Below are 24,957 nucleotides of genomic sequence, written 5' to 3' on the forward strand. Positions count from 1 at the left end.
AGGTTACGCAGCGGGTCGGGACGGTAAGGGGAGGTATCGGTCCTTCGACCGAAAGAATGGCTGCATAGGTAACCCCATTATAGATTCGCAGCCGACAAACGTCCATCTCAAAGCATCGTTGAGAGGTTTGGCATTCGGTTTGCGTTGTCTTTTCAGCCGAACCGCTCGCCTGATGGTTGAGCCGACAAAACGCTTACCTTTTGGAGTTGCTGGATGTATCAACGATGGAAATTCCGCCACGCGCGACGCCTTTTTGTCACCGCAGCTCTGTTGGCGGTAACCGCCGGCAGCGCGATCGCTCAACCGGCCGCGGAGGGGACGAAAACGGAAACGGTTTCGAAGTCGGAAGCAAAGCGTCGCGAGATCGTCGACAAGGGACTGGCCTATCTGGCAAAGCAGGGGCAATCCGACGCCGGCACCTTCTCCGATAAAGTTGGCCCCGGGGTAACCGCCTTGGCGCTGACATCGGCGCTGCGAAACGGTCGGATTGCAAACGATCCGATGGTCGCCGCGGGGCTCAAGGCACTAGAGGGATTCGTTAAGCCCGACGGGGGGATCTACGGCAACGGTCGGCTGCGGAACTATGAGACTTGCGTCGCGATGGTCTGTTTTTCCGAAGCCAATTCGGGTGGTCAGTACAACGAAATTCTGAAGCGTGCCAAAGACTTTGTGACGGGAATCCAATACGGCCAAGGAAAACGCGATCCGTCGGATCCGTGGTACGGAGGCGTCGGATACGGCGGCGACGGTCGGCCCGATCTCTCCAACACCGGCTACTTTATCGAAGCCCTTCGCGCGGCGGAGGTCGAGCCAAACGATCCCGCGATTCAACGGGCGTTGGTCTTTATCTCGCGGTGCCAGAACCTGAACAGCAAACACAACGATACGCAGTTTGCCGGTAAGGTCGACGACGGCGGCTTCTATTATGAGATCCCAACAACCAAGATCGACCCAAGCACTTCGGACGAACGCTTTACGCCCAACGGCGGTCTCCGTAGCTACGGATCGATGTCGTACAACGGTCTGAAGAGCATGATCTATGCGGGGTTGACCACCAACGACCCGCGAGTGCAAGCGGCGGTGCAGTGGATCACCGATCACTACGACGTGGCAAATAATCCCGGCATGGGCTCGGCCGGTCTTTATTACTACTACCACACCTTCGCCGCGGCGCTGCAAACCTCGGGCATGAAAACCGTAAAGGATGCCGACGGGAAGAGTCACGATTGGCGAGCCGATCTGATCGCAGAGCTTGGCGAGCGTCAGCAGGACGATGGATCGTGGTCGAACGACAACCGCCGTTGGTTCGAGAACGATAAGAACCTGGCAACCAGTTTCGCGTTGATGGCTCTGTCCTATTGTGCTCCCGCCAAGTAACTCGGAGTCCGCGTTGATGGAGTCGTTTCAGCAAACGATCGGCATGTCCTCGCCCAAGCCTTACAGCAAGTGGAATTGCCTGTACGCGATCCAGTTGGCCGCGCTGGCGACGGTGCTGGTTTGGACGATCTTCGATCCCCAGTTCGAATCGCTCGCCGAAGCGTTGCGTCGGGGAAGCGATTCACCGATCGCAGCGCTGCAATCGGCCAAGGTGATGTTTGGAGCATGGCGGCTGGCGTTGTTTGTCGTGGTGATCGCGTTGGCGGGTGTTTCGTTAGTCGGTCTGTTCCTGGCGATGCTGAAGGGGACCGCGGCCAGCCGCCCCGTTCGGTCGCTGCGATCGCTGTTGATGTTGACGGCTGTCGTCGCGTTGTGGTGCGGTTTGGCGAGCAATCACGCTTCGTTGGCTTGGCAGGGAAAACGGCTGCGGTTAGTCGCTCGAGTCGCCGAATTGGAAACGATCGCCCGGCCGCTGCGAAGCGACTGGCCTAAGGAGGATGGCGAGTTGCCGCAGATCGGTCCATTTATGGCGTATCCCTTTGGCGAGCCCACGACGATGATCCTGCTTGCGCCACCAACGGTCTCCGGCGGGGAGATCTGTATCGCGGCGATCGAGCGCTGCGACGATGGAGCGATCAAATTGCAGCTGGGCGGTAGCAAAGCTGCCGACTGGGTCGAATGGCATCCCGAATCGAGCGAGCCCGAATCGTTTGTCGGTGGGCTGCAAGACAGCCATCACCTGCGCTCGCATCTGCGGCTCGGATCGGGCTGGTTTTTGGTTCGCTACGACGCGTAGCTCCTAGCCCTCACACCGCGTTTACGTCAGCCCCGGCATTGGATCGCCGTGATAGATCGGCATCGGGCGATCCAACAGATCGTGCCAGTAGGAGGTGCGGGGAAGCCCGAGCGCGGAGTAGATCGTCGCCGCAAAGTTCTCGGGAGTCTGTGGGCTGTCCTTGGGCCAACCGCCATGTTGATCGGAAGATCCGACCACGCGGCCTCCTTTGATTCCGCCGCCGGCCAAAAAGACCGACTGGCAAGCGCCCCAGTGGTCGCGTCCCGGGAGAGCGTAGGCGCTGGGGAGGTGCGAGATTTTTGGAGTCCGGCCGAATTCCCCCGCCATCACGATCAGGGTTTCGTCCAATTGCCCCGACGCGTCGAGATCATCCAACAGCGCCGCGACCGCTTGGTCCATCGGCGGCAAGAGATAGTTCTTCAGGTTCGGAAACGCGTTGCCGTGCGTGTCCCAGGTTTCGTTGTTGCCGAGGTTGACTTGAACCAAGTTCACCCCGGCGCCGACCAATCGTCGCGCCAGCAGCAGCGACCAACCGAAGACATGTCGGCCGTAGCGGTCGAGCGTCTTGGGATCGGCGTCGACGACGTCCAGGGCTTTACTCATCTTTCCATCGGCCAACATCGACAACGCCCGTTCTTGGAAGCGATCGAAGCTGTCGACTTCGGCTAGTTTCCGCAGGCCGCGCTGCTGCGATTGCAGTTCGGCCAACAAGTCGACGCGGCTGCCCAGTCGACCTTTGGTGATCGTGCTGGGCAGTTGTAGGCTCGGAAGGCCAAACGAGAGGTCTTTCGGATTTTCAGATCCCCGGGCGTGATGGAACCCAAATTCGGGCCACGCCCCGTACGCCTGGCGATTGGTGCTGCAGCATTCGAGCAAAAACGGATCGGTCCCCGGCCCCATCTGGCCGCCGAATTGACCCGGCAAGACGCGGCCCGATCGATGGACCAGCTTCTCCGGCAGCATGATCGCTGGCGGCAGGTTGTTGACCGATTGCGTTACCTGTCCGGCGATCGCGGCGATCGATGGATGATCGGTATGTTTGGGGCCATTGGGACTGAATCCAGTCGGCAGGTCGGACCGCCCCGAGAGCATCACCATGTGTCCCATCGAGTGTTCGTTGTGGGGATGCGTGAGGCTGCGGACCAGCGACCACTTCTCGCTGCGAGCGGCCAGCTTGGGCAGGTGCTCGCAGATCTGCAGCCCCGGCGTGCGAGTGGCGATCGGTTGGAACTCCCCGCGGATTTCCGCCGGAGCGTCCGGCTTCATGTCGAAGCTCTCGTGCTGAGCCAACCCGCCGGACAGGAAGATGTAGATCACGTTCTTTGCGCGGGCCGATTCAAACGACGCGGCACCTTCGGCTCGCAACCGATCCAGATGGGACATGCCCAGTCCAAGCAGACCGACAGCGCCCGCCTGGATCGCTTGGCGGCGTGGGAGTTGTGGGTGCTGGAACATTGGCGGGCGACTCCGTGAGGTGAGGTGGGGGGCGAGTCGTTAGGGGGGCAAGCGAAAGTGTAACGCGTTTGGCTGTGGCACGCAAAAAATCATTGGGAATTGTTGGACACCGGCGGTTTGCGGGAACTCCCTGCGGAGTGTGCGAGACGTTATAAATTGTCACTGATCGTGCGGAACGAAGCTCGACCTTGTCGCTAATCTTTATGGTTGGAAAAAACAGCATGAATGGAAATGTATGTCGTTGGGGAATCTTGAGTGCCGCAGCGATCGCAAAGAAGAACTGGGATTCGATTCGAAATTCGGGAAACGGCCAGATCGTGGCGGTTGCTAGCCGTTCGGCGGAGAAGGCCCAGGCGTTTATCGCCGCGTGCCAAGCGTCGGCTCCTGTGCCGCATGACGTCGATGCCCTCGGCAGCTACGACGATCTGCTGGCTCGCAGCGATATCGATGCGGTTTACATTCCGTTGCCGACCGGTCTGCGGACCGACTGGGTCGTCAAAGCTGCCAATGCTGGCAAGCACGTGATGGTCGAAAAGCCCTGCGGCGTGACGGTCGACGATGTGCAGCGGATGGTCGATGCGTGCGACGCCAACAACGTCCAGTTCATGGATGGCGTGATGTACATGCACAGCAAACGGATGGACGAGATGCGTCGCGTCTTGGACGATGGCAGCAGCGTCGGGACGATTCGCCGAATCACCAGCCAGTTCAGTTTCTGTGCTCCCGAGGATTGGGTGCAGAGCAACATTCGGGCGGGAAGCGATCTGGAGCCGGCCGGCTGCCTGGGCGATCTGGGCTGGTATACGATCCGGTTTATTCTGTTTGCGATGAACTATCAGATGCCGACGGAGGTCCGGGGGCGGATTTTGCATTCGGTTTGCCGCGACGGAAGTGGCCAGGCGGTACCGATGGAGTTTCAAGGGGAGCTGCATTTTGAGGGGGGAGCGTCGGCGTCGTTCTACAACTCCTTCCGAACCAACCATCAGCAGTTGGGACATATCAGCGGCGACAAGGGATATTTGCAGGTGAACGATTTCGTTCTCCCTTTCCTCGGGAACACCTCCCGCTTTGAAGTCGCCAACCACAACTTTGTCGAAGAGGGATGTCGGTTCACGATGGAACAGCATTCCCGCCAGATTGGCGTGGCGGAATACAGCAACAATGCGGCCGACGCGCAGGAGACCCAATTGTTCCGGAAGTTCTCGGAACTGGTGCTGTCGGGAACTCGCGACCCCTTCTGGCCCAAAGTGTCTTTGAAAACTCAAGCGATTCTCGATGCGGCCCTGCGGTCGGCGAATCACGAAGGGCGTGCGGAAACCGTCCCGATGTTCAACGATTAACCTCGCCAGCATCGAATACAATGGAATCGACCTTGCCGGGCTGACGACACTCTATAATGGAGTGCGGCTGGGGCTCGGCTGCGACACGCGGATCGTTTTGTCCTCGAGGGCAAGCGATCCCTGCGACCTTAAGTTTTAAAGGATTCCAAACGATGTCATTATCGCTCTCTCGACGCGCGATGCTCCGCGATACGGCTGCGGCCGGACTGGCCCTTTCGTTAGCAGCCGGTTTCGCCCCGCAAGCGGTTGCTGGCAAACGGGATCCGCGTTGGGAAGAATCGATCCAACGGGGACTCGATTGGTTGGCGAGAACCCAGTCGTCGCGGGGGCAATGGAACGCCCAACACTATCCGACCGCACTGGCCGCACTGGCCGGCGCCGCGATGATCGGGTCGGGGTCGACGACAACTCAAGGGCCTTATGCACGCCCGATCGCCCGCGCGACCGACTACCTGATCAGCAAATGTCGCGACAACGGTTTGATCGGCGATCCGTTAACCGATTCCCGATACACCTACGGCCACGGCTTTTCGATGCTGTTTTTGTCGCAGGTGCTCGGCGAAGAGGGGCTTGTCGATCGTCGCCGCGAGCTGGTCGATGTCTTGACCAAGGCGGTGCAATTCAGCGGATTCGCTCAGACGCCTGCGGGTGGTTGGGGATACGTGTCGGCTCGCGACGGCAGTAACTTCGACGAGGGAAGTACCACGATCACGCAGGTCCAAGGCTTACGAGGCTGTCGCAACGCCGGGATTCCGGTGCCTGGGGAGATCATCGAAAAGGCAAAGCAGTACATCTACGAGTGCAAAAACGCCGACGGCGGGATCAGTTACAGTTCGCGTCAGACCGGCAGCAGTCGCCCGGCAATCACCGCGGCGGCGTTGGCGGCGCTCTACAACGCCGGTGATTACGACGGCGAACATGTTCCCGACATGCTCGATTACGCCAAGAAGAGCCTGCATCGGATCAGCGGCGAACAGCAGGCGTACGGCCACTGGCACTACACCTATCTCTATTACAGCCAAGTCGTCTACCGGCAGGGCGAAGCCGAATGGGCTCCGTTCCGTGACAAGCTGTACGATCGGATCGTCGGCGAACAGAAGGCTGACGGCTACTGGGAAGGTCAGATCCACCCGGTCTACGTGACCGCATGCAATCTGATCATGCTGCAGCTGGATAAAGGGTACCTGCCGATCTACCAGCGATAGTCGGCATTCTCGCGGCAGCGACGCCGACGGTTAGCCTTCGGCGGCCAGTTTGCGTTCGAACGCTTGCAGGTCCTCTTCGGTATCGATCCCGATCGCGGGATGGTCGATCTTGCCGACCACGATCCGCCGGCCCGCTTCCAACAACCGCAATTGTTCCAGCCGTTCGGTCAGCTCCAACGGGCTGGGGGCCTGCTGAGTGAACCACTGCAGCACCTCGCGGCGGTAGGCATACAAGCCGATATGCTGCCAGCAGAGTCGCGGGTCGTGATCGACCAGCGCCTGGAAATCTTGGTCGCGAGGCAGCGGGATCGGGCTGCGGCTGAAGTACAACGCATAGCCGCCCGTCTCCAGCACGACCTTGACGCAGTTGGGGTTCTTCAGATCGGCGACGTCACGGATCGGAGTCGCTAGCGTCGCCGCGTAGGCTTCGGGATGCTGTTCCAGCAGATCGACGACTAAATCGATCGCATCGGGATCGATCTCCGGTTCGTCGCCTTGAACGTTCACGAAGACGTCGGCTTGGTCATCGGATAGCGCCGCTTCGGCGACCCGGTCGGTCCCGCTTTGGCAATCGACCGACGTCATCATCGCGTTGCCGCCAAACCGCTCGACTTCCGCCAGCAATCGCGGATCGTCGACCGCCACGATCATCGAAGCGGCTCGCCGCGATCGGCTTGCCGCTTCGTAGGTTCGCTGCAGAATTGATTTCCCCGCGACGACCCGCAGCAGTTTTTCGGGCAGTCGTGTCGACGCCAGTCGCGCCGGAATGACAATCTTGGCGTTGAGCATAAATCGGGGAGATCGGTTGCAGTGGTTTTGAAACAGGACGACAGATGTTGTCGGCCAACTCAGTCGAGTTTCTTGACGCGAAGGTTCTTGAAGTAGACGACGCTATCGGGGTCGTGCGCTTGCAACGCAAACGTCCCTTCGCTGAGCCGGCGATCAAAACCCGAATTGTCGGCCTGTTTGTTTTCCGGTTCGGTGTAATCGACCATCGTCTCGCCGTTGAGCTTCAGGACGATGTGGCGTCCCTTGACGATGATCTCCTGGGTGTACCACTCGTTGTCCTTCACGGGCGGTGCGGCGACGTTATCGACTGCGTACAGGCTGCTGCTCTTTTTTGGATCCTTGTGCGTGACGTTGACCTGGCACTCGTAGCCCTTCACGGGCCAGCCCTCTTGTTGGAACTGGGTATGGAAATAGATTCCAGCGTTGCTGCCGGGGGTGGTCATCACGTCGGCTTTGAAGTGGAAGTTCTTGAACGGCGCCAGATCGCCTTCGTAGAACAGGTGGCTGCGCGGGCCATCGCACATCAGCGTGCCATCTTTGACGGACCAGCTGTCGGTGTTTTCGGACGCTTTCCAGCCGCTGAGCGATTTGCCGTCGAACAGTTGAGTGAAGCCTTCCTCTTGAGCGACGGAAGGTTGGATCAGGGCGACGGCAAGCAGCAGCGCGATCGAGCCGCGGAATAATTGTTTCATCGGGAGAGTCTTTTGTTGGGGGACGTTTTTTTAGACGGAGCCTCACAACCACATGGGGTACGAACGTAGTATCGCGTCGGGTGCGAGGAAGCTTTACGAATGAGAAAACGCCAGGCGAAATAAATTCGTCTGGCGCTTTGATGTTCCAATTCCCTGAAGTTAGGGAAAAGCAAGCTCTTACAGGTTGGCGTCGGTCGCTGGCAATTTGCCTGCCGAGATCTTGGCGCCAAAGGTTTCGCCGTCTTTCGACTTTTCAGCGTTCACGGTTTCGAACATGCTCATCATGGTTTTGACGGCAGCGTCTTTGGTGCTGTCATCTTTGTATTGAGCCTTGAGGTCATCAATCTTGATGTCCTTGCCCTTCAAGAATGCAGCCATCGCGGTGCCGTATTCGTTCCGACCTTCGGCCGATTTCTTGTCTTTGACACCTTTCACGTGGCAGACGTTGCATCCGGCCTTGCGGGCAACGGTTTTGAAATCGCCGCTGTCATCGCCAGCATATTTGGTGGACCATTCTTTTTTCAATTCGCCGATGGCCATGGCTTGCGAAGCGGTAACCGTCATAGCGATCGTCAGTAACAAAACTCGCAACATTCGATTGATTCTCCAAGAGGTAATTTGTCGTGCGTGTTAGCGAAGTGGATACGTGCGCAGCAGTCACTCGCAGTTCGAAGCGATTCCTGCAGGATAGATTTAAGCTGCCAAACACCGCATTGTCAAATATCGGCAAGGTTTTACAGAGACTTTGTCGGCATTGGCAGCTTCGGAATGGTAGCCGGGTCAAATCCAGGAGGCAAAACCCCGTCCTGCAGATAATCGCGTGGAACGTGGGTGTGGACGGCTTTATCGCGAGGAAAAACATCGGACCAGATCACGGTACTCTTGGGGCGTTCTTCTTCGAAGCCGTCGAACCAAGTCGCCTCATCGTTCAAATCGGTCCAACCGTACTCCAGCGATTCTCCTCGGGTATCGCTGGCCCGGTAGATCACGCCCATCCGGTTTTCGTCCAATTGGTACGCGTTGTTCTTTCCCTGCATCGAAAGACATTTGGCGGCGGTCGCTTGCAGATCTTCCAGGCCAGCGATCTCGAATTGCCTCGTTTCGGGGGCGGAAACAAAAGTGCAACTGTTGGACGATCGATTCAGCATCACAGGATAGGACGCCGCCGGGGTGATCTGGACGCGGGCAAAACCTTCATCGCAATGGGCCGTAACGTGGTCCAATTTAATTTTGATCTGTTCCATCGCAAAGGAAGCCTTCGCGGCGCCACCGGTCTCGAGAAATCGTCCCGATGTGGCCAGCAGGCCGTTGGTCCATTCGACGTCTAGTCGCGACGCGCTGTCCATTCCGATAAGTGTCATCTGGCCGCGAAAGACACAGTTTTTGAGCTTCAACCACACCAGTAAGCCCGCTGACGTCGCGGTCGGAGTCCGGCTGGGCGTCGTATCGGCATTGGATTTCACCTGGAAGGCGAACACATCGCTGCGTCGCGCAAGGTTGTCGATCGTGATCGAACAATCGCTTAATTCGATCTTCTCTTTGGATTGTCCGGTCAGCCCAAAGACGGCGCCGCCGTCGCGAGCCGATCCTGTCTGCCAGAAGAAATGGACGCCTTCGAAAGCGATCCCGTGGCCACCAGTGACAATTTTTATTGGTGGTTCCATCGCCGGCATCGCATCATCTTTCAAAATGACCATGCCGGCAAAGCCTTCGGCGACGCGAATCTTCAATCCACTGCGAGGGATCCGCAGTTGACCGACTTCGATCTCATCGGCTCGCAATTCAATCGTGTCGATCGCGGCGTTCGATTTCGCTTTTTCCAATGCGTCGAGAAGCGATCGAACCGCGCGCGGATCATCGGCGCGGGCGCTAGGGTTCACGATCAGCGTTGTCCAGGGAACCGGAGGAGGATCGTTGGTGGCGTCTTTGAGTTCCGCCGCGGCCAGTCGCAGACGACTGGCTTCGGAATCTGCAGGCGAGGTCGGTCCCACCATCGCAGCAGGCGTGTCGTCGGGAGGCGACTCGTTGGACGCCAGCGAATTAGCGACCGATTGCGGACGTGATCGCAATTCATCGGGTCTCGGAATCTGTAGATCGCTTTCGCCAGCGGACATCATTTGGATCCAAACGGTGCTCAGCAACAGCAGGCTGACCGCGACGATCCATGGCAGATGCTGCTGCAACAGCGACGGCCAAACGCTGGGCGTCGGCACCGAAGTGGTCCCCATCGCGGCCGATCGAGTGAGCCCCAATTGCTTCGACAGGTGATGCAGGTCGGCGATCACGTCGGCCGGTCGTGGGTAGCGATCACTCGGTTTTTTCGCGAGCAGTTTATGGATGATCGCTGTCAGATCGGGATGGATTTCGGGACGGAAAACCGCCGGATTGGGAGGCGGGGCGTTCCCGTGGTTCATCAATTTCTGAACGATCGATCCGCCCGGAAAGGGAGGCCGACCGACGAGGATGAAATACAGCGTGCAGCCGAGCGAGTAGAGGTCGCTGCGGACATCGGCTTCGCGCGGGTCGCGAGCTTGTTCGGGAGAGATGTAGTCGAACGTTCCCAGCGTTACTCCGCTGGCGGTCATGTCGTCGGTGACCTCCACGTGTTGGGACCGAGCTAGTCCCATGTCGACAAGTTTGACCTGGCCGCTGGATGTGACCAAGACGTTGGAAGGTTTGATGTCGCGATGGACCACGCCCCGTTCGTTTGCGTGTTCGAGCGCTTCGGCAACCTGCCGCGTGTAATAAACCGCATCGTCGATCGATAGGACACCTTCCTGCGCAACCAAGTCGCGCAGGTTGATCCCATCGATGTGCTCAAAGACGATGTAGTGCCAGCCGTTCTCCTGGCCAACGTCGTAGACCCGCGCGATGTTGGGATGGTCCAGTTTGGCCGCGCTTTGCGCTTCGTTCTTGAACCGCCGCAACAGATCGGGATCTTCCCCGACACGCGGTATCACCTTGATCGCCACCGTTCGGTCCAACCGCGTGTCGGCTGCGCGGAAGACAGCTCCCATACCGCCGCCACCGATCAGGCATTGCAGGCGGAAGTTCCCCAATTCGGCTCCTTCGAGAACCTTGGCGACTTCGGCCGGCGTCGCTTGTTCCGACGGCGGAGGTGGCAGTTCACTGCCCGTTCGGCGAATTACGGTCTGAGCGGTTTCAACCCGCGATGAACCGACGGCTACCGCGGGGACGACTCCCGATTCCGAACCCTCGCCGGTGTCAGCCAAGCGGCGCACGGTCGGCGCATCGGTATCGAAACCCCCGTCAAGAGGTAGCTGAGTCGTGCGCTGAGAGCTGAACTCTGACATCTGCCACGCCGGGTGAAATCATTCGTTCGAGAAAAGGCCTTGCAACCGTCAGACTTCCGTTCTGACACTTGGAGGTTGTGGTGGATTGGAACCGCCGTAAGGCGATGTCCCACTTGGATAACCTTAATTGGAATTACCGTTTCGGTCAATCTTTTGCCCGTTCGCCAGGGCTGCCAATACTACCGTTTCGGCATAATCCGAAACCAATCTCCAATGCATACGTCTTTGCGTGCAAATTCCATCGCCAGTCCTGCATTTCTCTCCGAAGGGGAGTGTTGTCCCAATGAATGGGGGGCTATCTGCCCTTGTTCATCAAGTCCTCTTCCAGCAGATGACAGTAGCTGTCGTAGCGACGTGCGTCGATTCGGCCATCGGCGACTGCTTCTTTGACCAAGCACTGGTCTTCGTCCAAATGCAGGCAATCCGAATAGCGGCAACCACTGACATAAGGTCGCAGATCGGGCATCAAGGCGGACACTTCGCCAGGAGTGATGTCCCAGAGCTGGAATTGCCGGATTCCAGGAGTGTCGACGACAAAGCCACCGCTGGTGAGGGGGATCAGTTTCGCTGCGGTGGTCGTGTGCCGACCCTTTTGGTTCTCGCTGCTGACGTGAGACACCCGCAGGGCCAGGCCAGGTTCGATCACGTTCAAAAGACTGCTTTTGCCAACACCACTTTGCCCCACAACCGCTGTTTCTCGGTTGGCGATCACCTGGCGAAGGAAATCGATTCCCTGGCCGGTTTCCGCCGAACAGGTCAATACGCGGTAGCCCAGCTGGCCGAAGGTGCCGACCAATTGCTGATATTCCGCCGCATCGACCAGATCGATCTTATTGATGCAGATGATCGGCGTGATCCCGAAATGTTCGGCGGTCAGGAGAAAGCGATCGATCAGCCCTGGCTTGAGCCCCGGTTCGGCGGCACTGGTGACGATCATCAACCAATCGACGTTAGCGACGATCACGTGCTGTCGGCCGCGGCTGGTTCGGCTCAGCACATGCGAACGGGGTTCGACCCGTTCGATCATCCCCTCTTGATTATCGGCCGTGCGGATCGCCACGCGATCCCCGGTGGCGATCACATGCCGTTGGTCGGTGCTGAGCGACTTGAGCAACTGGCGAACGGTGCAGCTGTAAACGACGTTGTCGTCCCCAAGCACGCGACTCTGAAGCCCATGGACACTCAATACGCGACCGGTGATCAGGGAATCGTCCGAATCGAGTTGAACGTTCAGACCCCCGTTCGAATCATCAATCGCGTCGCCGAAGACAGTGCGGTGTCGGGTGAGTTCACCCTTGCCGCTGACCCGTTCACCATGCTGGGCGTCAGCAAGACGCTCGGTGTCGCCGGTTTTAAATTCGCGAGTCAGATCTGCATCGCGCGTCTTCCCCTGATGTTTCTTGCGAAACTCGGTCCGAATCTTCGAGCGGTTTTTCTTGTTACGCGCCATGGGCCAATCCTTCAGCGATCAACGCCGACCGCCTTGGCGATTGACGCCCGCAACCTTCGTCATCGCAACCACTTCACGAATTCGCATTGGCATTGGGGACTGCATCGGGACTATTGGGGACCGTGTCGGGTGCGATCACCGTTTCGCTGTGCGCATCCTTCTTGGCGTCGACGTGCACCGAAGGACCGATCAACGCGGTGAGGTCCTCTTCGGACAGTTCCTCGCGTTCCAGCAGATCGCGGGTGATCGCTTCGAGCTGGTCCTTCTTGTCGCGAAGCAGCGCCAAGGCTTCCTCGTCGACTTCGTGCAAGATTCGCGCGACCTCGCCATCGATCAACTCCTGCGTCGCTTCGCTGAACTGACGCTGTTGATGCATCTCGCGACCCAAAAACGGATCTTCGTCGCTGGTCTTGTAGCTGACCGGACCCAGCTTGGGGCTCATGCCCCAATGCGAAACCATCCGCCGGGCGATGTTGGTAGCGCGTTCGAGATCGTTCTCCGCACCCACGGTCGTCTCGTCGTAGATGATCCGTTCGGCGGCGCGGCCCGACAACAGGACGATCAATTGATGTCGTAGTTCGCGCTCGGACATGCTCAATCGATCCTCGCTAGGGATCGTTTGCGTGCTGCCCAACGAACGGCCACGCGGAATGATCGTGACCTTGTGAACGCGGTACGAACCATCGAGATACCAGGCGGCGATCGTGTGTCCGGCTTCGTGATAGGCTGTCTTTTCCTTCTCCGAATCCTGCAACACCTCTTCGCGCTTGGCTCCCATCAGGATCTTATCGCGAGCATATTCGAAGTCCTCCATCGCGACTTCGGTCTTGTTGTTGCGAGCGGCCCAGAGTGCCGCTTCGTTGACCATGTTGCGAATATCGGCACCGGTCAGTCCGACAGTTCCAGCGGCCAGCGTGTGCAAATTGACATCGTCGGCCAGTGGCACTTCGCGGACATGGACCTTGAAGATCGCTTCGCGGCCTTTGAGCGTCGGGCGTCCGACGGTCACGTGGCGATCGAAACGGCCTGGACGCAGCAGCGCTGGATCGAGGACGTCGGGACGGTTGGTCGCCGCCACGACGATCACGGCGTCGTTGCCGCCGAAGCCGTCCATTTCGCCAAGGATCTGGTTGAGCGTCTGCTCTCGTTCGTCGTGACCGCCGCCGAGGCCAGCGCCACGCTGGCGACCGACCGCATCGATTTCATCGATGAAGATGATCGACGGGCTGCTCTCCTTGGCGACCTTAAACAGATCGCGGACCCGGCTGGCACCGACGCCCACAAACATCTGAATGAATTCCGAACCGTTCACCGAAAAATAGGGAACGTTCGCCTCGCCAGCAATCGCTCGGGCCAACAGCGTCTTGCCGGTGCCGGGCGGTCCATTGAGCAGAACGCCCTTGGGAACGCGGCCTCCCAGCTTTTGAAACTTCTCCGGGCTCTTGAGGAAGTCGACGATCTCCTGCAGATCGGCTTTGACCCCTTCGAGGCCCGCGACTTGGTCGAACGTGATCGCTTGTTCGCTCGCTTCGTAACGTTTGGCAGGACTTTTGCTGAACCCCGACAGGAAACCACCCCCCATCATCTCGTTTCGCGTGCGGCGATAGGAGAACCAGATGAAGCCCAGCAGTAGCAGCGGCAGCATTAAGAACAGCATCGTCAGCGTCGGCAGTAATTGATCTGCCGGGGCATTTTCGACGGTTCCGTTTTGAGCGACGATCCGCGAATCAAGGTCTTCGGGGAGATCGCGATAATACACCAAAAATTCGGTAGGCAATTTGTCGGCTTCCGACGAAGTTGCCGTGGCGGTCTTGTCGCCAAATTTGACCGGAGGGCTCGGTGGGGTTTTGAAATCGCCGACGATGTAGCCATCGCGAACGATAATTTTTTCCACGTTCCCATCGTCGACTTGCTTCAAAAAGAAGCTCCACGAAACCGTGTTGGCAGTCCCTTCGCCGCGCCAAAACAAAATCACCGCCAAAATGGCAAGCGCCAAAAATATGACCCATGAATTATTTGATCGACCTTCAGGTTTCTTGTCTCGACCGCCCGAGGTGTTCTCTTCCCGATTCTCCATCAGTTCCCTTTCGATGCCATTGAATCAAGCCCGTCGCCTGCCAATGGCTCGACGTTGAGTGCAAATTTTCCAAGCTGCGATTCTGTTTTTCACGATCTCGGCGGTTGCCGATCGTTTGCGTTCGCAGCAAATCCTGTGCGAACATTGGGCCAATTCCGTATGATTTTCTCAATTGTAGCGGGCTTGCCCCGATTAGGCTAACCACGCCCCTGGGGCCGACGCGTTTCGCGAGCCAATTGCAATAGCTTGGGATCCCAGTGGCTGGGGATCAAGCCGTCAAGAGTGGCCGCTGAATCGGTCGCCGCAGCGATGGTGGCCAGCAATTTCGCTTCCTCACCGGCTACCCAGTCCAAGGGAACCGGTCGCTGATCGCGGGCGGCGGCGATCAGGTGCGACAATAAGGTCCCCTGGTCGATCCGCCGAATCTCGCAACATTGGTCGGCGGAGTAGCCATCCTGCAGCAGTTTCCAAGTCCAGAAAGCGTCGCCATCGCCCGTCACCTGACGCGTCGGAGCTTCCTCCGGCGTGGCAGGCTTTGCTTCGCCGAAGGCGCCGCCGCCGCTGACCGACTTCGTGGGGGCGTTAGCGTCCCACAATAGATCCTTCGGTTGGCCGGAGTCGCGGTTTGCCAACGGTTTCGGTTCGCCGTGATCCAGTGCGACTGAAGCTTCGTTTCCTGATATCGGTGGTTGTGGGACGTCGTCGTCGTCGTCGGATAGCTCGTCGTACGACGGATCGAGGTCGATATCGTCGTCGGGGAGATCATCGGCTTCGGACAGTTGCGATGTGATCAACTGGGTTAACGCGTAGCCATACTGTTCGACCGTCTCGGGAACGATGCCGCGAATCGATTCCAGTTCGCTAACGCTCTGCGGCTGTTTGGCGGCGATCGCTTCGAGGGTCGCGTTGCTGACGATCCGGTAGGCGGGAACGCCCAGTTCGTTGGCCGCTTCCAGTCGCCATTTACGGAGCGTCTTCAGAAGATCGGGATTCGCTGTCGGTTTCGGCTTTTCCGCCGGCGTCTCGGCGACCTCTTCCGCTGCGGCCATCTTGCGGACCAATGCCATCGCTTTGATTTTCAGCGGCCGGGCGATCGTAAAGGCGACCGGTACCGGTTGGTTCCCCTTCATCACTTCCTGCCCAAAATCGGTCAGCTTAACCGTCGGACGCCGCTGGGTGACTTCGATCTGTTGCGCCATCCCGACGCTGCAGACGGCGTCCAGCAGATCGGTGACTTGAGCTTGTTTGAGTCCCTTCAGCAGCCCAAAGGTGCTCAAGCGATCGAGCTTCAATTGTTGCAGCTTCTTGTTTTGGGAACCGGCCAGCATTTGAGCGACCAGCCCTTTGCCAAATCGCCCGTGGGTGCGAGCCAGGGCGCTGAGCACGATCCGCACCAGTTGGGTGATCAGCTGCTGTTCCTCGGTCTCTTCAGCGGTCAACGGGACGGCGGCCGCCGTTGTCACCGCCGCATTTTTTCGGGGCTGCGTCAGGTCGCATCGGTCGCAGTTTCCGCAGACGTCGGCTGCTGGATCGCCGAAATAATTCAGCACCGCCAACTGCCGGCAGTTCGGCGTTTGCGCAAACCGGATCACATGATCCAGCTTCTCGTATTCGGCCCGCTTGCGGCGTTCGAGTTCGACGAAATCGATCTTCAGGTCGTTGAAGGGGACATCGCGTTTGCGGAAGTGGATCGCCCGGCCGCGAAACGGCGGCACGTAATCGAAGTCTCGCAACCGGCTCAATTCACGCAGCGTTCGCGTCACCGATTCACGCGATTGATCGGTCGATTTGACAATCCGGTCGAGCGAAAAATAGACATCCTCTTCGCGTCGATCGCCGATGATCTTTTCAGCCGCTTGCAACACGCGGCGGCGAACTTTGGCTTCCCGCGGCAGCATGTCGACCAAGGTCGGCAGCGTGCTGTCGATCCGGATGATCGCCTGGTTGGCGCTGCTGTCCAGCCGCTCCAGGACTCCCGTTTTGGCCAGCAACCGCTCGGCGGTCCCGATCGCCTCGCCGCCGACTTGTAGGCCGATCTTCTCGCGGATCTGATCGAGCGTCATTTCGATCGGGTCGTCGGTGCGGGAGTGCAAGAACTTGTAGACCGCCGCGACGACGTCGCGGGTCGGGTAGTTGTTCTCGATGAAAAATTCTTGGATGTAGCGGTCGCTGTAACTGAACAACAGCAGGCATTCGCTGGGCAAACCGTCCCGGCCGGCCCGGCCTGCTTCCTGGTAATAGGCTTCTAGGCTGCCGGGCATGTTGTAGTGGACGACGTAGCGGATGTCCGATTTGTCGATTCCCATCCCAAACGCGTTGGTCGCCACGATCGCGGCCAACTTCCCCGCCATGAAGTCCTCTTGGACGCTCCGCCGCTGTTGCGGATCGAGGCCGCCATGATAGATCCCGACCGGTTTGCCCAGCTTCCCCGGCAACCAGAGGGCAATTTCTTCGCAGCGTTTCCGCGTCGCGGCATAGATAATCCCGATCCCCTTCTGGCCCCGCAGGAACTCCGCCAGCCGTTGATCCTTCTCGCGATCGCTGCCGCAGGGAGTGACCGCGAACCGCAGGTTTTCGCGAGCAAAACCGGTGATGAATGGCTTTGGTTCGTGCAGCGACAACAGCTTGACGATGTCGTCGCGAACCGTCGGCGTGGCGGTGGCCGTCAGAGCGATCGTCTGCACGCCGCCCAGGTTGCGAATTCGGAACTGCCCCAGGCGAGCGTAATCGGGGCGGAAATCATGTCCCCATTCGCTGATGCAGTGGGCTTCATCGACCGCCAGCAGCGAGACCTTCGTTTTGCGAACGCTCTCCAAAAAGCGGCTGTTCCGCAGCCGCTCCGGCGCGATGTAGATCAGGTCGTACTTTCCCTCGGCCATCGCTTGCATGCGATCGAACTGTTCGGCCGGTTTCAGCGAGCTGTTGATCAGCGTCGCCCGAAAGCCTTTCTTTTGCAGCACGTCGACCTGGTCCTGCATCAGCGCGATCAGCGGCGAGACGACGATCGTCAGCCCGTCGAGCATCACGCTGGGCAATTGATAGCACAGGCTTTTGCCGCCGCCGGTTGGCATCACGCACAACACGTCCTTGCCGTCGAGGACCTGTTGAATCACCGCTTCCTGCCCGCTGCGGAATTGGGTCAGGCCAAACCGGTCCAGGAAATCGCTTGGGGAAAGTGTCGACGGCATGAACTACCACTCAATCTTCGCTTGAGGCAATTCCTGCTTCAACGCTTCGACGGTGCTCTTTTCAATGACATAGGTGCGGGTGATGAACAACCGTTTAAGTTTCTTCAATCCATACAACTTCGGCATGCCTTCATCGGTGACGCCAGTCCCCCCAAGGTGCAACAGCTCCAGATTGGTCATCGTGGCGATCGTGTCGAGGCAATCGTCGCTGATCGCGTCGCCGAGGTTATCGAGATTCAATTGCTTCAACTGGGTCATTCCCTTCAGCTGAGCGATCCCCTCTTCGGTCGCTTCGGTGTTCCAGAGGTTCAGGTTTTCCAGATTGGGCAGCTTGGCCAAGTGTTCGAAGACGGCGTCTTGAACCGGCGATTCGCTGAGGTCGAGATCTCGCAGGGCTTTCATGTCAGCAAATGCCGCGGCGTTTTCACCGCGGATGCTCGTCTCGCGGGCCCGCACCTTTTGCAGCTTCGGCAGCTGAGCCAGCAGCGGGATCACTTCGTCGTCGACTTTGCTAGCGCCGTACAGGTTGATTTCCTTGAGCTCTTTCAGTCCGACCAAGTGTTTGATCCCCTCGGGGCCAACGCGGCAATATTGCAGGCCCAGGGCGACGAGGTTGTTGAGGCCGGTGAGCTGAGCCAATCCGCTGTCGTCGACTGCGTTGGGCAGGCGGACGTTTCGCATCTTGGTCAATTTGCCAACCGAAGTCGCACATTCGTTAGTCAGCAGCGAGCACTCGAGCAGATCCAACAGCTCCAATTGCTCGGCGGCTTCGAGCGACTTGATTCCCGCGTCGGTGACCTTGGTGCGGGCGATCCGGATCTGGCGGATCGTATCGCAGCCAGCCAGAGTCTTCAGCGATTCGTCGGTGATCTCGCTCTTGATCAGATCGACATCGGCCAGTTTGGGGAGCGTGACCAGGACCGCGACCGCTTCGTCGCCGACTTGCGTGCAGTTATCGAAACCGATGACCTTCAGTTCCGGATGTGCTTTCAGTTTTTCGACAGCTTCCAGCGTCACGCCGGGGCCGCGGGCGAGGATCTTCTGCAGCTTTGGCAATCCGGCGACCCAGGCGAATTCGTCCGCTTGGTCTTCGGCAGCGTCGGGGAACAGGCCTCGAAGATCGAGTTCGACGATGTTCTCGCCCTGCTTCTTCACGGTGACTCCGCCAGCCGCTTCGATCGCGGCGACGACTTCCGCATCGTCGGGCGTCGGTTCAGCAGCTGCCGCAGCGGCGGGAGCCTCGGCTGGTTCTTTATTCGGTTGGGCAACCTCCTGCTTTTTGCAACCCGAGAGCAACAACAGCGTCAGCAGCAGGGTGGGGATGGTTCGGGCAAAGCTCATCGGTGTTGTAAATCCTTATATCGAATCGCGTTCTGCGGCTCCTGGCGAGCGGTGGCCAGGGGAATTTTTTACTGGAAATCGCCCGACAATCGCGAGCGGATGGTTTCGCCTAGTATCGCAATGTCAGGGTTCAATTTAGCATGACAAACTAGCCTAAGCAGGGCAGCCCTGCAAATAGGTATCCCAATCGCTCCAAGGATGAAAGCTTGCCATGAAATCGGTATCCGTTGCCCTGCTGCCGTCGTTGATCCAACGCGAATCGCTAGCCGATTGCACCGCGGTGGTGATCGACGTGCTGCGAGCCACTTCGGTGATCGCGACCGCCTTGGGCAATGGCGCTGCGGGCGTGATCGCTTGCGAATCGATCGATCAGGCTCAGCGGCAGGCTGCGAATTTGCCGGGGGCTTATAAGTTGTGCGGCGAGCGCGGCGGGCTGCCGATCGACGGCTTCGATCTGGGGAATTCCCCGGCCGAATATCCGCGTGAGGTGATCGCCGACAAGACGGTCGTGATGACGACGACCAACGGGACGCGAGCCCTCGCGGCGGTCGATACGGCGGCCGATGTGTTGACCGCCTCGTTTTTGAATCTGTCGGCGGCGAGCGATTATTGCGCGCAATCGGCTGATGTGTTGTTGGTTTGCGCGGGAACCGATGGCCGGATCAGTGGCGAGGATGTGTTGTTGGCCGGTGCGATCGCCAAGCGGTTGATCGCCAGCCGCGGCTTCGAAACGACCGACGATTCGGCGTTGTTGGCGATCGCGGCGTGGGAGGCTGCCGAACCGGTAGCCGCCGATCCGGCGCGGCTCGCGGAATTCCTGGCGCTATCCAAAGGGGGCCGCAATCTGCAACGGATCGGGTTCGCCGACGATCTGCAGCGCGTCGCTCGGATCGACTCGGTGCCGCTGGTTCCTCGCCGCGTGTCACGCAATCCGTGCATCTTGCGCTGCGAATAACCGACGGTGCGATGTCGATCAGGCGATCGCGTCGCGGACTTCGTTCCGATCCCAGTACGGCACGACGCCGTTGGTTACATCCGGACCGCGGTCCCTTTGGTCAATGCCATGAAGGCCGATTCGAGGTTCAGTTCCTCTTCGCGGAACTGGCGGACGCGGATGCCCGATTGGATCAACAGCGCCGGCAGGTCGCTGTAGTCTTCGACGTCGCGGTTCAGGATCACGCGGATCTCGGAGTCGCCAACTTCCACGCCGCGAACCTTGGGATGTCCTTCCAGTAGATCGGACATCTTCGTGAGGTCGACGATGTCGGCCGGTTGGACGACCAGCACGTTGTATTCACGAACCTGACGCATCACGTCGTTGACCGTCGCGTTGACTTCCAGAACGCCCCGATCGATGATCCCAACTTTGTTACAGATGTCCGCCAATTCCGGCAGGATGTGGCTGCTGACGATGATCGTCTTGCCCATCTGGCCGAGCTTGCGAAGCAGGTTTCGCATCTCGATCCGAGCCCGTGGGTCGAGTCCCGAGAGCGGTTCGTCTAACAAGAGGACTTGCGGGTCGTGCAGCAGCGTGCGAGCTAGCCCGAGTCGCTGAGTCTGTCCGCGGCTGAGCGTGTTGGCATATGCGTCGCGTTTGAAATCGAGGTCGACGATCTCCAGCATTTCGTCGCAGCGTTTGCGTCGGGCGGGGCCGTTGATGCGATACGCCGCGGCGAAGAACTCCAGGTATTCGATCACCGTCATGTCGTCGTACACGCCGAAGAAGTCGGGCATGTAACCGACGAGCCGCCGGATCTCCTTGGGGTTCAATTGGACCGCGTGTCCGCAGACATACGCCTCGCCCCAACTGGGCTCCAACAGCGTTGCGATGATCCGCATCGTCGTCGTCTTGCCGGCACCGTTGGGGCCGATGAAGCCGAACAGGTCTCCCTCGCCGAGGTCGAGGTTGATGTCCTTGATGGCAAACATGTCGCCATACTTTTTTGACAATCCAGAAGTTCTGATCACGGTGAAGGCCCTGGGGTGCTGGTTCAACGGCCCGGTGAGCGAAACGCTGTGGCGGACGATTGGAGCGATAGGTTGTGTTCGGTTTTAGCGGCCGGTCTCGACGGGCAACAAGATCCGCGCGAACGCTCGCACGGTGCCAGCCTCGGCCGCATGTTCGTCCTCGTCCAGCTGAACGATCGGCGTGTCGACGCGTCCCAACAGGATCGCGTTGTCGGTCGAAAGCACGTGGCTGAGGTCCAAGTGGTTGATGATGCGGTTGCTCAATTCGGTGTATTTGGGGCCGCCGGCGGTATCGTGGAACATCGCGATCTCCAGCAGTCGATCCAGGTCGCCTTGCATCTCGGGATTCCAAGGTTCGGTCGCCGTGGAGGCTTTGTCGACGCTGCGGCGCGTCAATCGCCACTTCAGGTTTTTCGAGGTCAGCGAGCTAACCTCGGCGATCCGTTTCCCCGCAGTAAAGCGTGTTGGTAGCAGATAGGCCCAGCCGCGATAGACCAGCAGGCCGTCCAAGAGGTCGACCGATAACGGGTTGGAGATGCTGCCGCTTAACAAGTCGGTACCGGGACGCTGTTTCAGCGAACTTTCGACCGCTGCCCGTGGCTCGAACTGCCACCACGCGGCGAGTCCCTTGGTGGCGGCTGTTGCCATTGGCAACCCGGTGGCGATGGACGATAGGTTTTCGCCGCTTGCTTCGGCGGCGATCGTGTAGTCGGGCATCTGGCGATCGCGTCCGATCGACGTCAGCCCGCCAAACTCTTGTCCGTTGACTCCCCACCAACCGGTAATCGGTTGCTGTGAATCGGGATCGGAAAACTCGGACTCGATCGTGTAGCGAAGGTTATTGCGGCCGGCGCTACCACTCAACAGCTGAGTCCAGGCGAAGCCTCGCCCCACTTTTTCGCTGGGGTCGATGTCGACAACCGAGAACTGATTCACAACCGGCTGTGCTGGCGTGGCGATCGTCGTCCCATAAAAGGCGAGTCCGGCAAAGCCCAACACGGCCAACGGGAACGTAATCCAGCCCAGCAGCGGACGCCCCAACCAACGATTGACGATCCAGTAGTCCAGCGGACCGATCAGTCCCAGGTAGAGCACAAAAAATCCAGCCAGCCATTTGAACGGCAACACCCAGTGTGAATCGAATTGGTCGATCGTGCGGCGGATCTGTCCGACCAAGTCGGTGTAGCCGGCGGCGCTGGTGTGACGTTGCGACGTATTGTTGCGAGTGCCGATCGCGTTGGGCAGGAAGCGTTCCAGCAGATTCTGGCGGTCGGCCCACGAGGCAAACGGCTCTTGGTCCAGATCCGCGGCCAGGATCAAAACGCGACCGAAGCCGACGAGATACTCTTTAACGATCGGGACGGTTTGGCGGTCGAGCGTTCTGCCGGTCAGAAGCGTGCGTCCGCCGGAGCTGGGCAGGCGCAGTGCGGGATACGCTTTTAAAGGGGTTTGCGTGTTGGTGAACGATTCGATCGCGCGCGGGTCGACATCGACAACCTCCTCCTCGATCTGCAGACCAAGCGAATCGCGAATCCACGATCCGGCCGCGACCGCCGCTTGCGATTCGCCTCCCAGCGTCAGGACCATCCGCCCGCCGCGGCGAACCCAATCGGAGAGGGCTTGTTTCTGCGAATCGGCCAACGCGTTGACGATCGCTCCCTGCGATCCTGGGAAGACGATCAGATCGACGCCGTCGTAGGCGATCCAGTGATGCGGCAGGTCCCGACCGTCGGGCAAAACCGAAACGATGGGGAAATTCCGGCGACCTTGTTGCTCGCTGGCCCCTTCGATTCCAATCGCATCACCGATCGCTAGGATCCATTCCTTTTCAAAGGGGATCGCTGCGGGGGCGTCGATGTTCGCGGATGCCACCGTCTGCCCCGCTTCCTCGGCGATCGAAACCTTCAGCCGCTGGTCGTCACGGCCGACTTGGAAATAGCACCGCAGATCGCCATCGCTGGCAATCGCTTGCGTGTAATCGACTCCCACGCCGTCGCCGTCGGCCGTGGCGACGACCACGTTGCCCGGCGCAATGCCCTGCCCCGCTTCGATGCGGCATTCAGCCCACATCCCAGCTCGTCCGCGACCATCGATTCCCGCCGTTGCGGAGAGGTCAGCAGCATCGGCTGCACGCGGGGCGGCGATCAAAAGGGCCAACGCGGCCGATGATGCCCAGGAGAGCCAAACAGTCGATTTGCGTGTTGTCCTGGCGATCACGGTTTCTCTTCGTTCGGGCAGGTGCATACCAGGCGACTGCAGCCTGGACAGCCGCTGCCATATTTTTCGCTGATCGCTTTGGATAGATCGATGTCGGCGACGTTGGCGATTGTCGCCAACCAAGCCAGCACGTCGGCGAACTCCGCCGCCAGGTTCTCGCGATCGTCGCCTCGCAACGCCGCGGCCAGTTCGCCGATCTCTTCCATCAACCACATGAAGGTGCCGTCGACCCCGCGGACGACATCCTTCTCGTAATACATCGCCTTGATCTTCTGCTGAAAATCGGCGAGCGAGATCTCGGGTTTTGGTTCATTCATCAAGTCGATTCCAATACATACAGAGGGGCTAAAATTGTAACCGCCCTGCGTTCGAAGGATAGGCTGTCTTCATTTACGCAGATAGCGAGGCAAAAGGTTCAATTGCGGCGGTTGAGCGGAGTCTCTGTATGCAGCGTTTTGTCTTCGTTTACGCAGCTGGCGCTGGAAAAGGTTCAATTGTTGCCGAGCAAAAAACGGGCGTCGGCCCAAACCGCGTGGTCCCCGCTGCTGCCGTCTCCCGCGTCGCGGGCCATCAGTACGATCAGCTTCGCATCGCCAAGGTGAATATCGAGTGAAATCGGAGCGTCGCCGGGCCGCAGCGTAGGCGACGTGAACTGCGTCCGGACCGCCTTGGTCGCGTCAGCCGTCAAAACCTGGAAGACCACGCTCCCGGCGGTGTTTGCCAAATCATCACCCGTTGCTAACCCAATCGTCGCTTGAAACCGAGTCGCATCGGGTGGGATACGGTACGCTGCTTGAGCGTTCGCATGCATCGATAGACCATGTCGGTAGCGGTATCCGGCGATGCTCAGCGGTTCGCCGCGAAGTCCGCTGTCGGTGGCCAGTGGCCATTGGAGTTCGGAGAGAGAGGCTTGCTGCTTGAACGCCAGAGCAGGCTGCTGGCTGAGCCAATGCGTTGCGCCCCGAACTGGCTGGATCGATTGCACCGCGGCGGAGAATTGATCCCAGTCGCCAGCAAACGCCAAGCTTTCGCCGCTGGCTAGTTCCAGTTCGATTGCGTCGCCGGTTCGCCGGATCGATCGGATCGCCAATCGCGTGCCATCGTCCAGGCCGAACCAGAATCCTGTTTCGGCGGGGCGGATCGGATGCAACAACGGGCTCAATACGATGCCGCGGAGGGTCGAGGCCGCGACGTCGTCGGAGCGTTCGCCGCGTTGCAGATTCCACGTCGCACCAAACGTCAGTGGTGCGTCGTCGATCGTCGGCGGAAACTGCAGCACGCCGACGATCTCGTCTCCGGCAACGCTCAGCAAGCGATCGTCTCCGCCATCGGCGTCGGTGAACGTCTTCAAGATCGAGGCCCGCGCGAGCGGCTGAGTCGGCAATTGCAACGCGATCGCGCGAACGTTTGTCAACGACAGCGTCGTTCGGAAGTAACGCCCAGAGATGGCGACCTGGTCTTTTGCGATCCGTTCGATTCGTCCGACGACCCACGATCCATCGACCATCATCAGCCCCGACGCAAAATCGGCGATCGGCTCGTGGCCATATCGGATCAATTGATCGGCAGCGACCACCAGCGGTTGGTTCTTGTCGTCGCGAAAGGTCAATTGTTCGGGCGACTCGAAATCGGAAAAGCTGACCGCAACGAGACCGCTGTTCAGCAAGAGATCTTCCGCCGGGACGATTTCCGCCAGTGAAATAGTCACGCAAAATGCAAGTACGCCGCGATGCATGAGGAGCCTTTAG

General features: G+C 59.3%; 18 protein-coding genes. 5 read left to right on the plus strand and 13 right to left on the minus strand.

What is annotated here, in order from left to right:
• The first annotated feature begins 213 nt into the window (after window positions 1-213).
• Complete coding sequence (locus tag Poly24_RS04750; RefSeq protein ID WP_145091216.1) at window positions 214-1,377, plus strand: prenyltransferase/squalene oxidase repeat-containing protein; 1,164 nt, start codon at window positions 214-216, stop codon at window positions 1,375-1,377.
• A 16-nt stretch (window positions 1,378-1,393) separates the two neighbouring features.
• The gene (locus Poly24_RS04755) at window positions 1,394-2,173 is read left to right on the plus strand and encodes a hypothetical protein (protein WP_231753469.1); all 780 of its coding nucleotides are present in this window, start codon (window positions 1,394-1,396) and stop codon (window positions 2,171-2,173) included.
• A gap of 21 nt (window positions 2,174-2,194) precedes the next feature.
• On the opposite strand, the gene Poly24_RS04760 is transcribed toward Poly24_RS04755, so the two are convergent.
• Window positions 2,195-3,628 (minus strand): DUF1501 domain-containing protein, encoded by a 1,434-nt coding sequence (locus tag Poly24_RS04760; protein WP_145091219.1) that lies wholly within the window; start codon window positions 3,626-3,628, stop codon window positions 2,195-2,197.
• A 221-nt stretch (window positions 3,629-3,849) separates the two neighbouring features.
• Here Poly24_RS04760 and Poly24_RS04765 point away from each other — a divergent pair, with 221 nt between their 5' ends.
• Together Poly24_RS04765 and Poly24_RS04770 are read left to right on the plus strand one after the other, a co-directional pair.
• Window positions 3,850-4,968: a Gfo/Idh/MocA family protein gene (locus Poly24_RS04765; RefSeq protein ID WP_145091222.1), complete on the plus strand. Its 1,119-nt coding sequence runs from the start codon at window positions 3,850-3,852 to the stop codon at window positions 4,966-4,968.
• A 152-nt stretch (window positions 4,969-5,120) separates the two neighbouring features.
• On the plus strand, window positions 5,121-6,173 hold the full coding sequence (locus tag Poly24_RS04770) for a prenyltransferase/squalene oxidase repeat-containing protein (protein WP_145091225.1): 1,053 nt from the start codon (window positions 5,121-5,123) through the stop codon (window positions 6,171-6,173).
• 30 nt (window positions 6,174-6,203) lie between these two features.
• Here Poly24_RS04770 and kdsB read toward each other — a convergent pair whose 3' ends face one another.
• From kdsB to Poly24_RS04810, 8 genes are all read right to left on the minus strand, one after another.
• A complete protein-coding gene (kdsB, locus tag Poly24_RS04775; protein WP_145091228.1) occupies window positions 6,204-6,962 on the minus strand; it encodes a 3-deoxy-manno-octulosonate cytidylyltransferase in 759 nt (252 codons plus the stop codon).
• A gap of 59 nt (window positions 6,963-7,021) precedes the next feature.
• Window positions 7,022-7,654 (minus strand): 3-keto-disaccharide hydrolase, encoded by a 633-nt coding sequence (locus Poly24_RS04780; protein ID WP_145091231.1) that lies wholly within the window; start codon window positions 7,652-7,654, stop codon window positions 7,022-7,024.
• Window positions 7,655-7,831: 177 nt separating this feature from the next.
• Window positions 7,832-8,248 carry a hypothetical protein gene (locus Poly24_RS04785; protein WP_145091234.1) on the minus strand — a complete coding sequence of 139 codons (417 nt, stop codon included), beginning with the start codon at window positions 8,246-8,248 and terminating at the stop codon, window positions 7,832-7,834.
• Window positions 8,249-8,388: 140 nt separating this feature from the next.
• Window positions 8,389-10,896 carry a serine/threonine protein kinase gene (locus Poly24_RS04790; protein WP_197452325.1) on the minus strand — a complete coding sequence of 836 codons (2,508 nt, stop codon included), beginning with the start codon at window positions 10,894-10,896 and terminating at the stop codon, window positions 8,389-8,391.
• A 367-nt stretch (window positions 10,897-11,263) separates the two neighbouring features.
• Complete coding sequence (rsgA, locus tag Poly24_RS04795) at window positions 11,264-12,418, minus strand: ribosome small subunit-dependent GTPase A (RefSeq protein WP_145091240.1); 1,155 nt, start codon at window positions 12,416-12,418, stop codon at window positions 11,264-11,266.
• 73 nt (window positions 12,419-12,491) lie between these two features.
• The gene (ftsH, locus tag Poly24_RS04800) at window positions 12,492-14,495 is read right to left on the minus strand and encodes an ATP-dependent zinc metalloprotease FtsH (protein ID WP_145091242.1); all 2,004 of its coding nucleotides are present in this window, start codon (window positions 14,493-14,495) and stop codon (window positions 12,492-12,494) included.
• A 197-nt stretch (window positions 14,496-14,692) separates the two neighbouring features.
• A complete protein-coding gene (locus Poly24_RS04805; RefSeq protein WP_145091245.1) occupies window positions 14,693-17,683 on the minus strand; it encodes an ATP-dependent DNA helicase RecQ in 2,991 nt (996 codons plus the stop codon).
• Between the two features lie 3 nt (window positions 17,684-17,686).
• Window positions 17,687-19,024, minus strand: coding sequence for a hypothetical protein (locus tag Poly24_RS04810; RefSeq protein WP_145091248.1), 1,338 nt, complete (start codon window positions 19,022-19,024; stop codon window positions 17,687-17,689).
• 211 nt (window positions 19,025-19,235) lie between these two features.
• On the opposite strand from Poly24_RS04810, the gene Poly24_RS04815 reads away from it, so the two are divergent.
• On the plus strand, window positions 19,236-19,979 hold the full coding sequence (locus tag Poly24_RS04815) for a 2-phosphosulfolactate phosphatase (RefSeq protein WP_145091251.1): 744 nt from the start codon (window positions 19,236-19,238) through the stop codon (window positions 19,977-19,979).
• A gap of 74 nt (window positions 19,980-20,053) precedes the next feature.
• On the opposite strand, the gene Poly24_RS04820 is transcribed toward Poly24_RS04815, so the two are convergent.
• The 4 genes from Poly24_RS04820 to Poly24_RS04835 all read right to left on the minus strand — a co-directional run bounded on the left by Poly24_RS04820 (window position 20,054) and on the right by Poly24_RS04835 (window position 24,917).
• Window positions 20,054-20,992 (minus strand): ABC transporter ATP-binding protein, encoded by a 939-nt coding sequence (locus tag Poly24_RS04820; RefSeq protein WP_145091254.1) that lies wholly within the window; start codon window positions 20,990-20,992, stop codon window positions 20,054-20,056.
• A gap of 84 nt (window positions 20,993-21,076) precedes the next feature.
• On the minus strand, window positions 21,077-23,209 hold the full coding sequence (locus Poly24_RS04825; protein WP_145091257.1) for a hypothetical protein: 2,133 nt from the start codon (window positions 23,207-23,209) through the stop codon (window positions 21,077-21,079).
• On the minus strand, window positions 23,206-23,526 hold the full coding sequence (locus tag Poly24_RS04830; RefSeq protein ID WP_145091260.1) for a MazG nucleotide pyrophosphohydrolase domain-containing protein: 321 nt from the start codon (window positions 23,524-23,526) through the stop codon (window positions 23,206-23,208). Before Poly24_RS04830 ends, Poly24_RS04825 begins: the two co-directional genes overlap by 4 nt.
• Window positions 23,527-23,699: 173 nt before the next feature.
• A complete protein-coding gene (locus Poly24_RS04835) occupies window positions 23,700-24,917 on the minus strand; it encodes an NPCBM/NEW2 domain-containing protein (protein WP_197452326.1) in 1,218 nt (405 codons plus the stop codon).
• Between the last annotated feature and the right edge of the window lie 40 nt (window positions 24,918-24,957).

Origin of the sequence: Rosistilla carotiformis (assembly GCF_007753095.1) — a bacterium.
GTDB lineage: Bacteria > Planctomycetota > Planctomycetia > Pirellulales > Pirellulaceae > Rosistilla > Rosistilla carotiformis.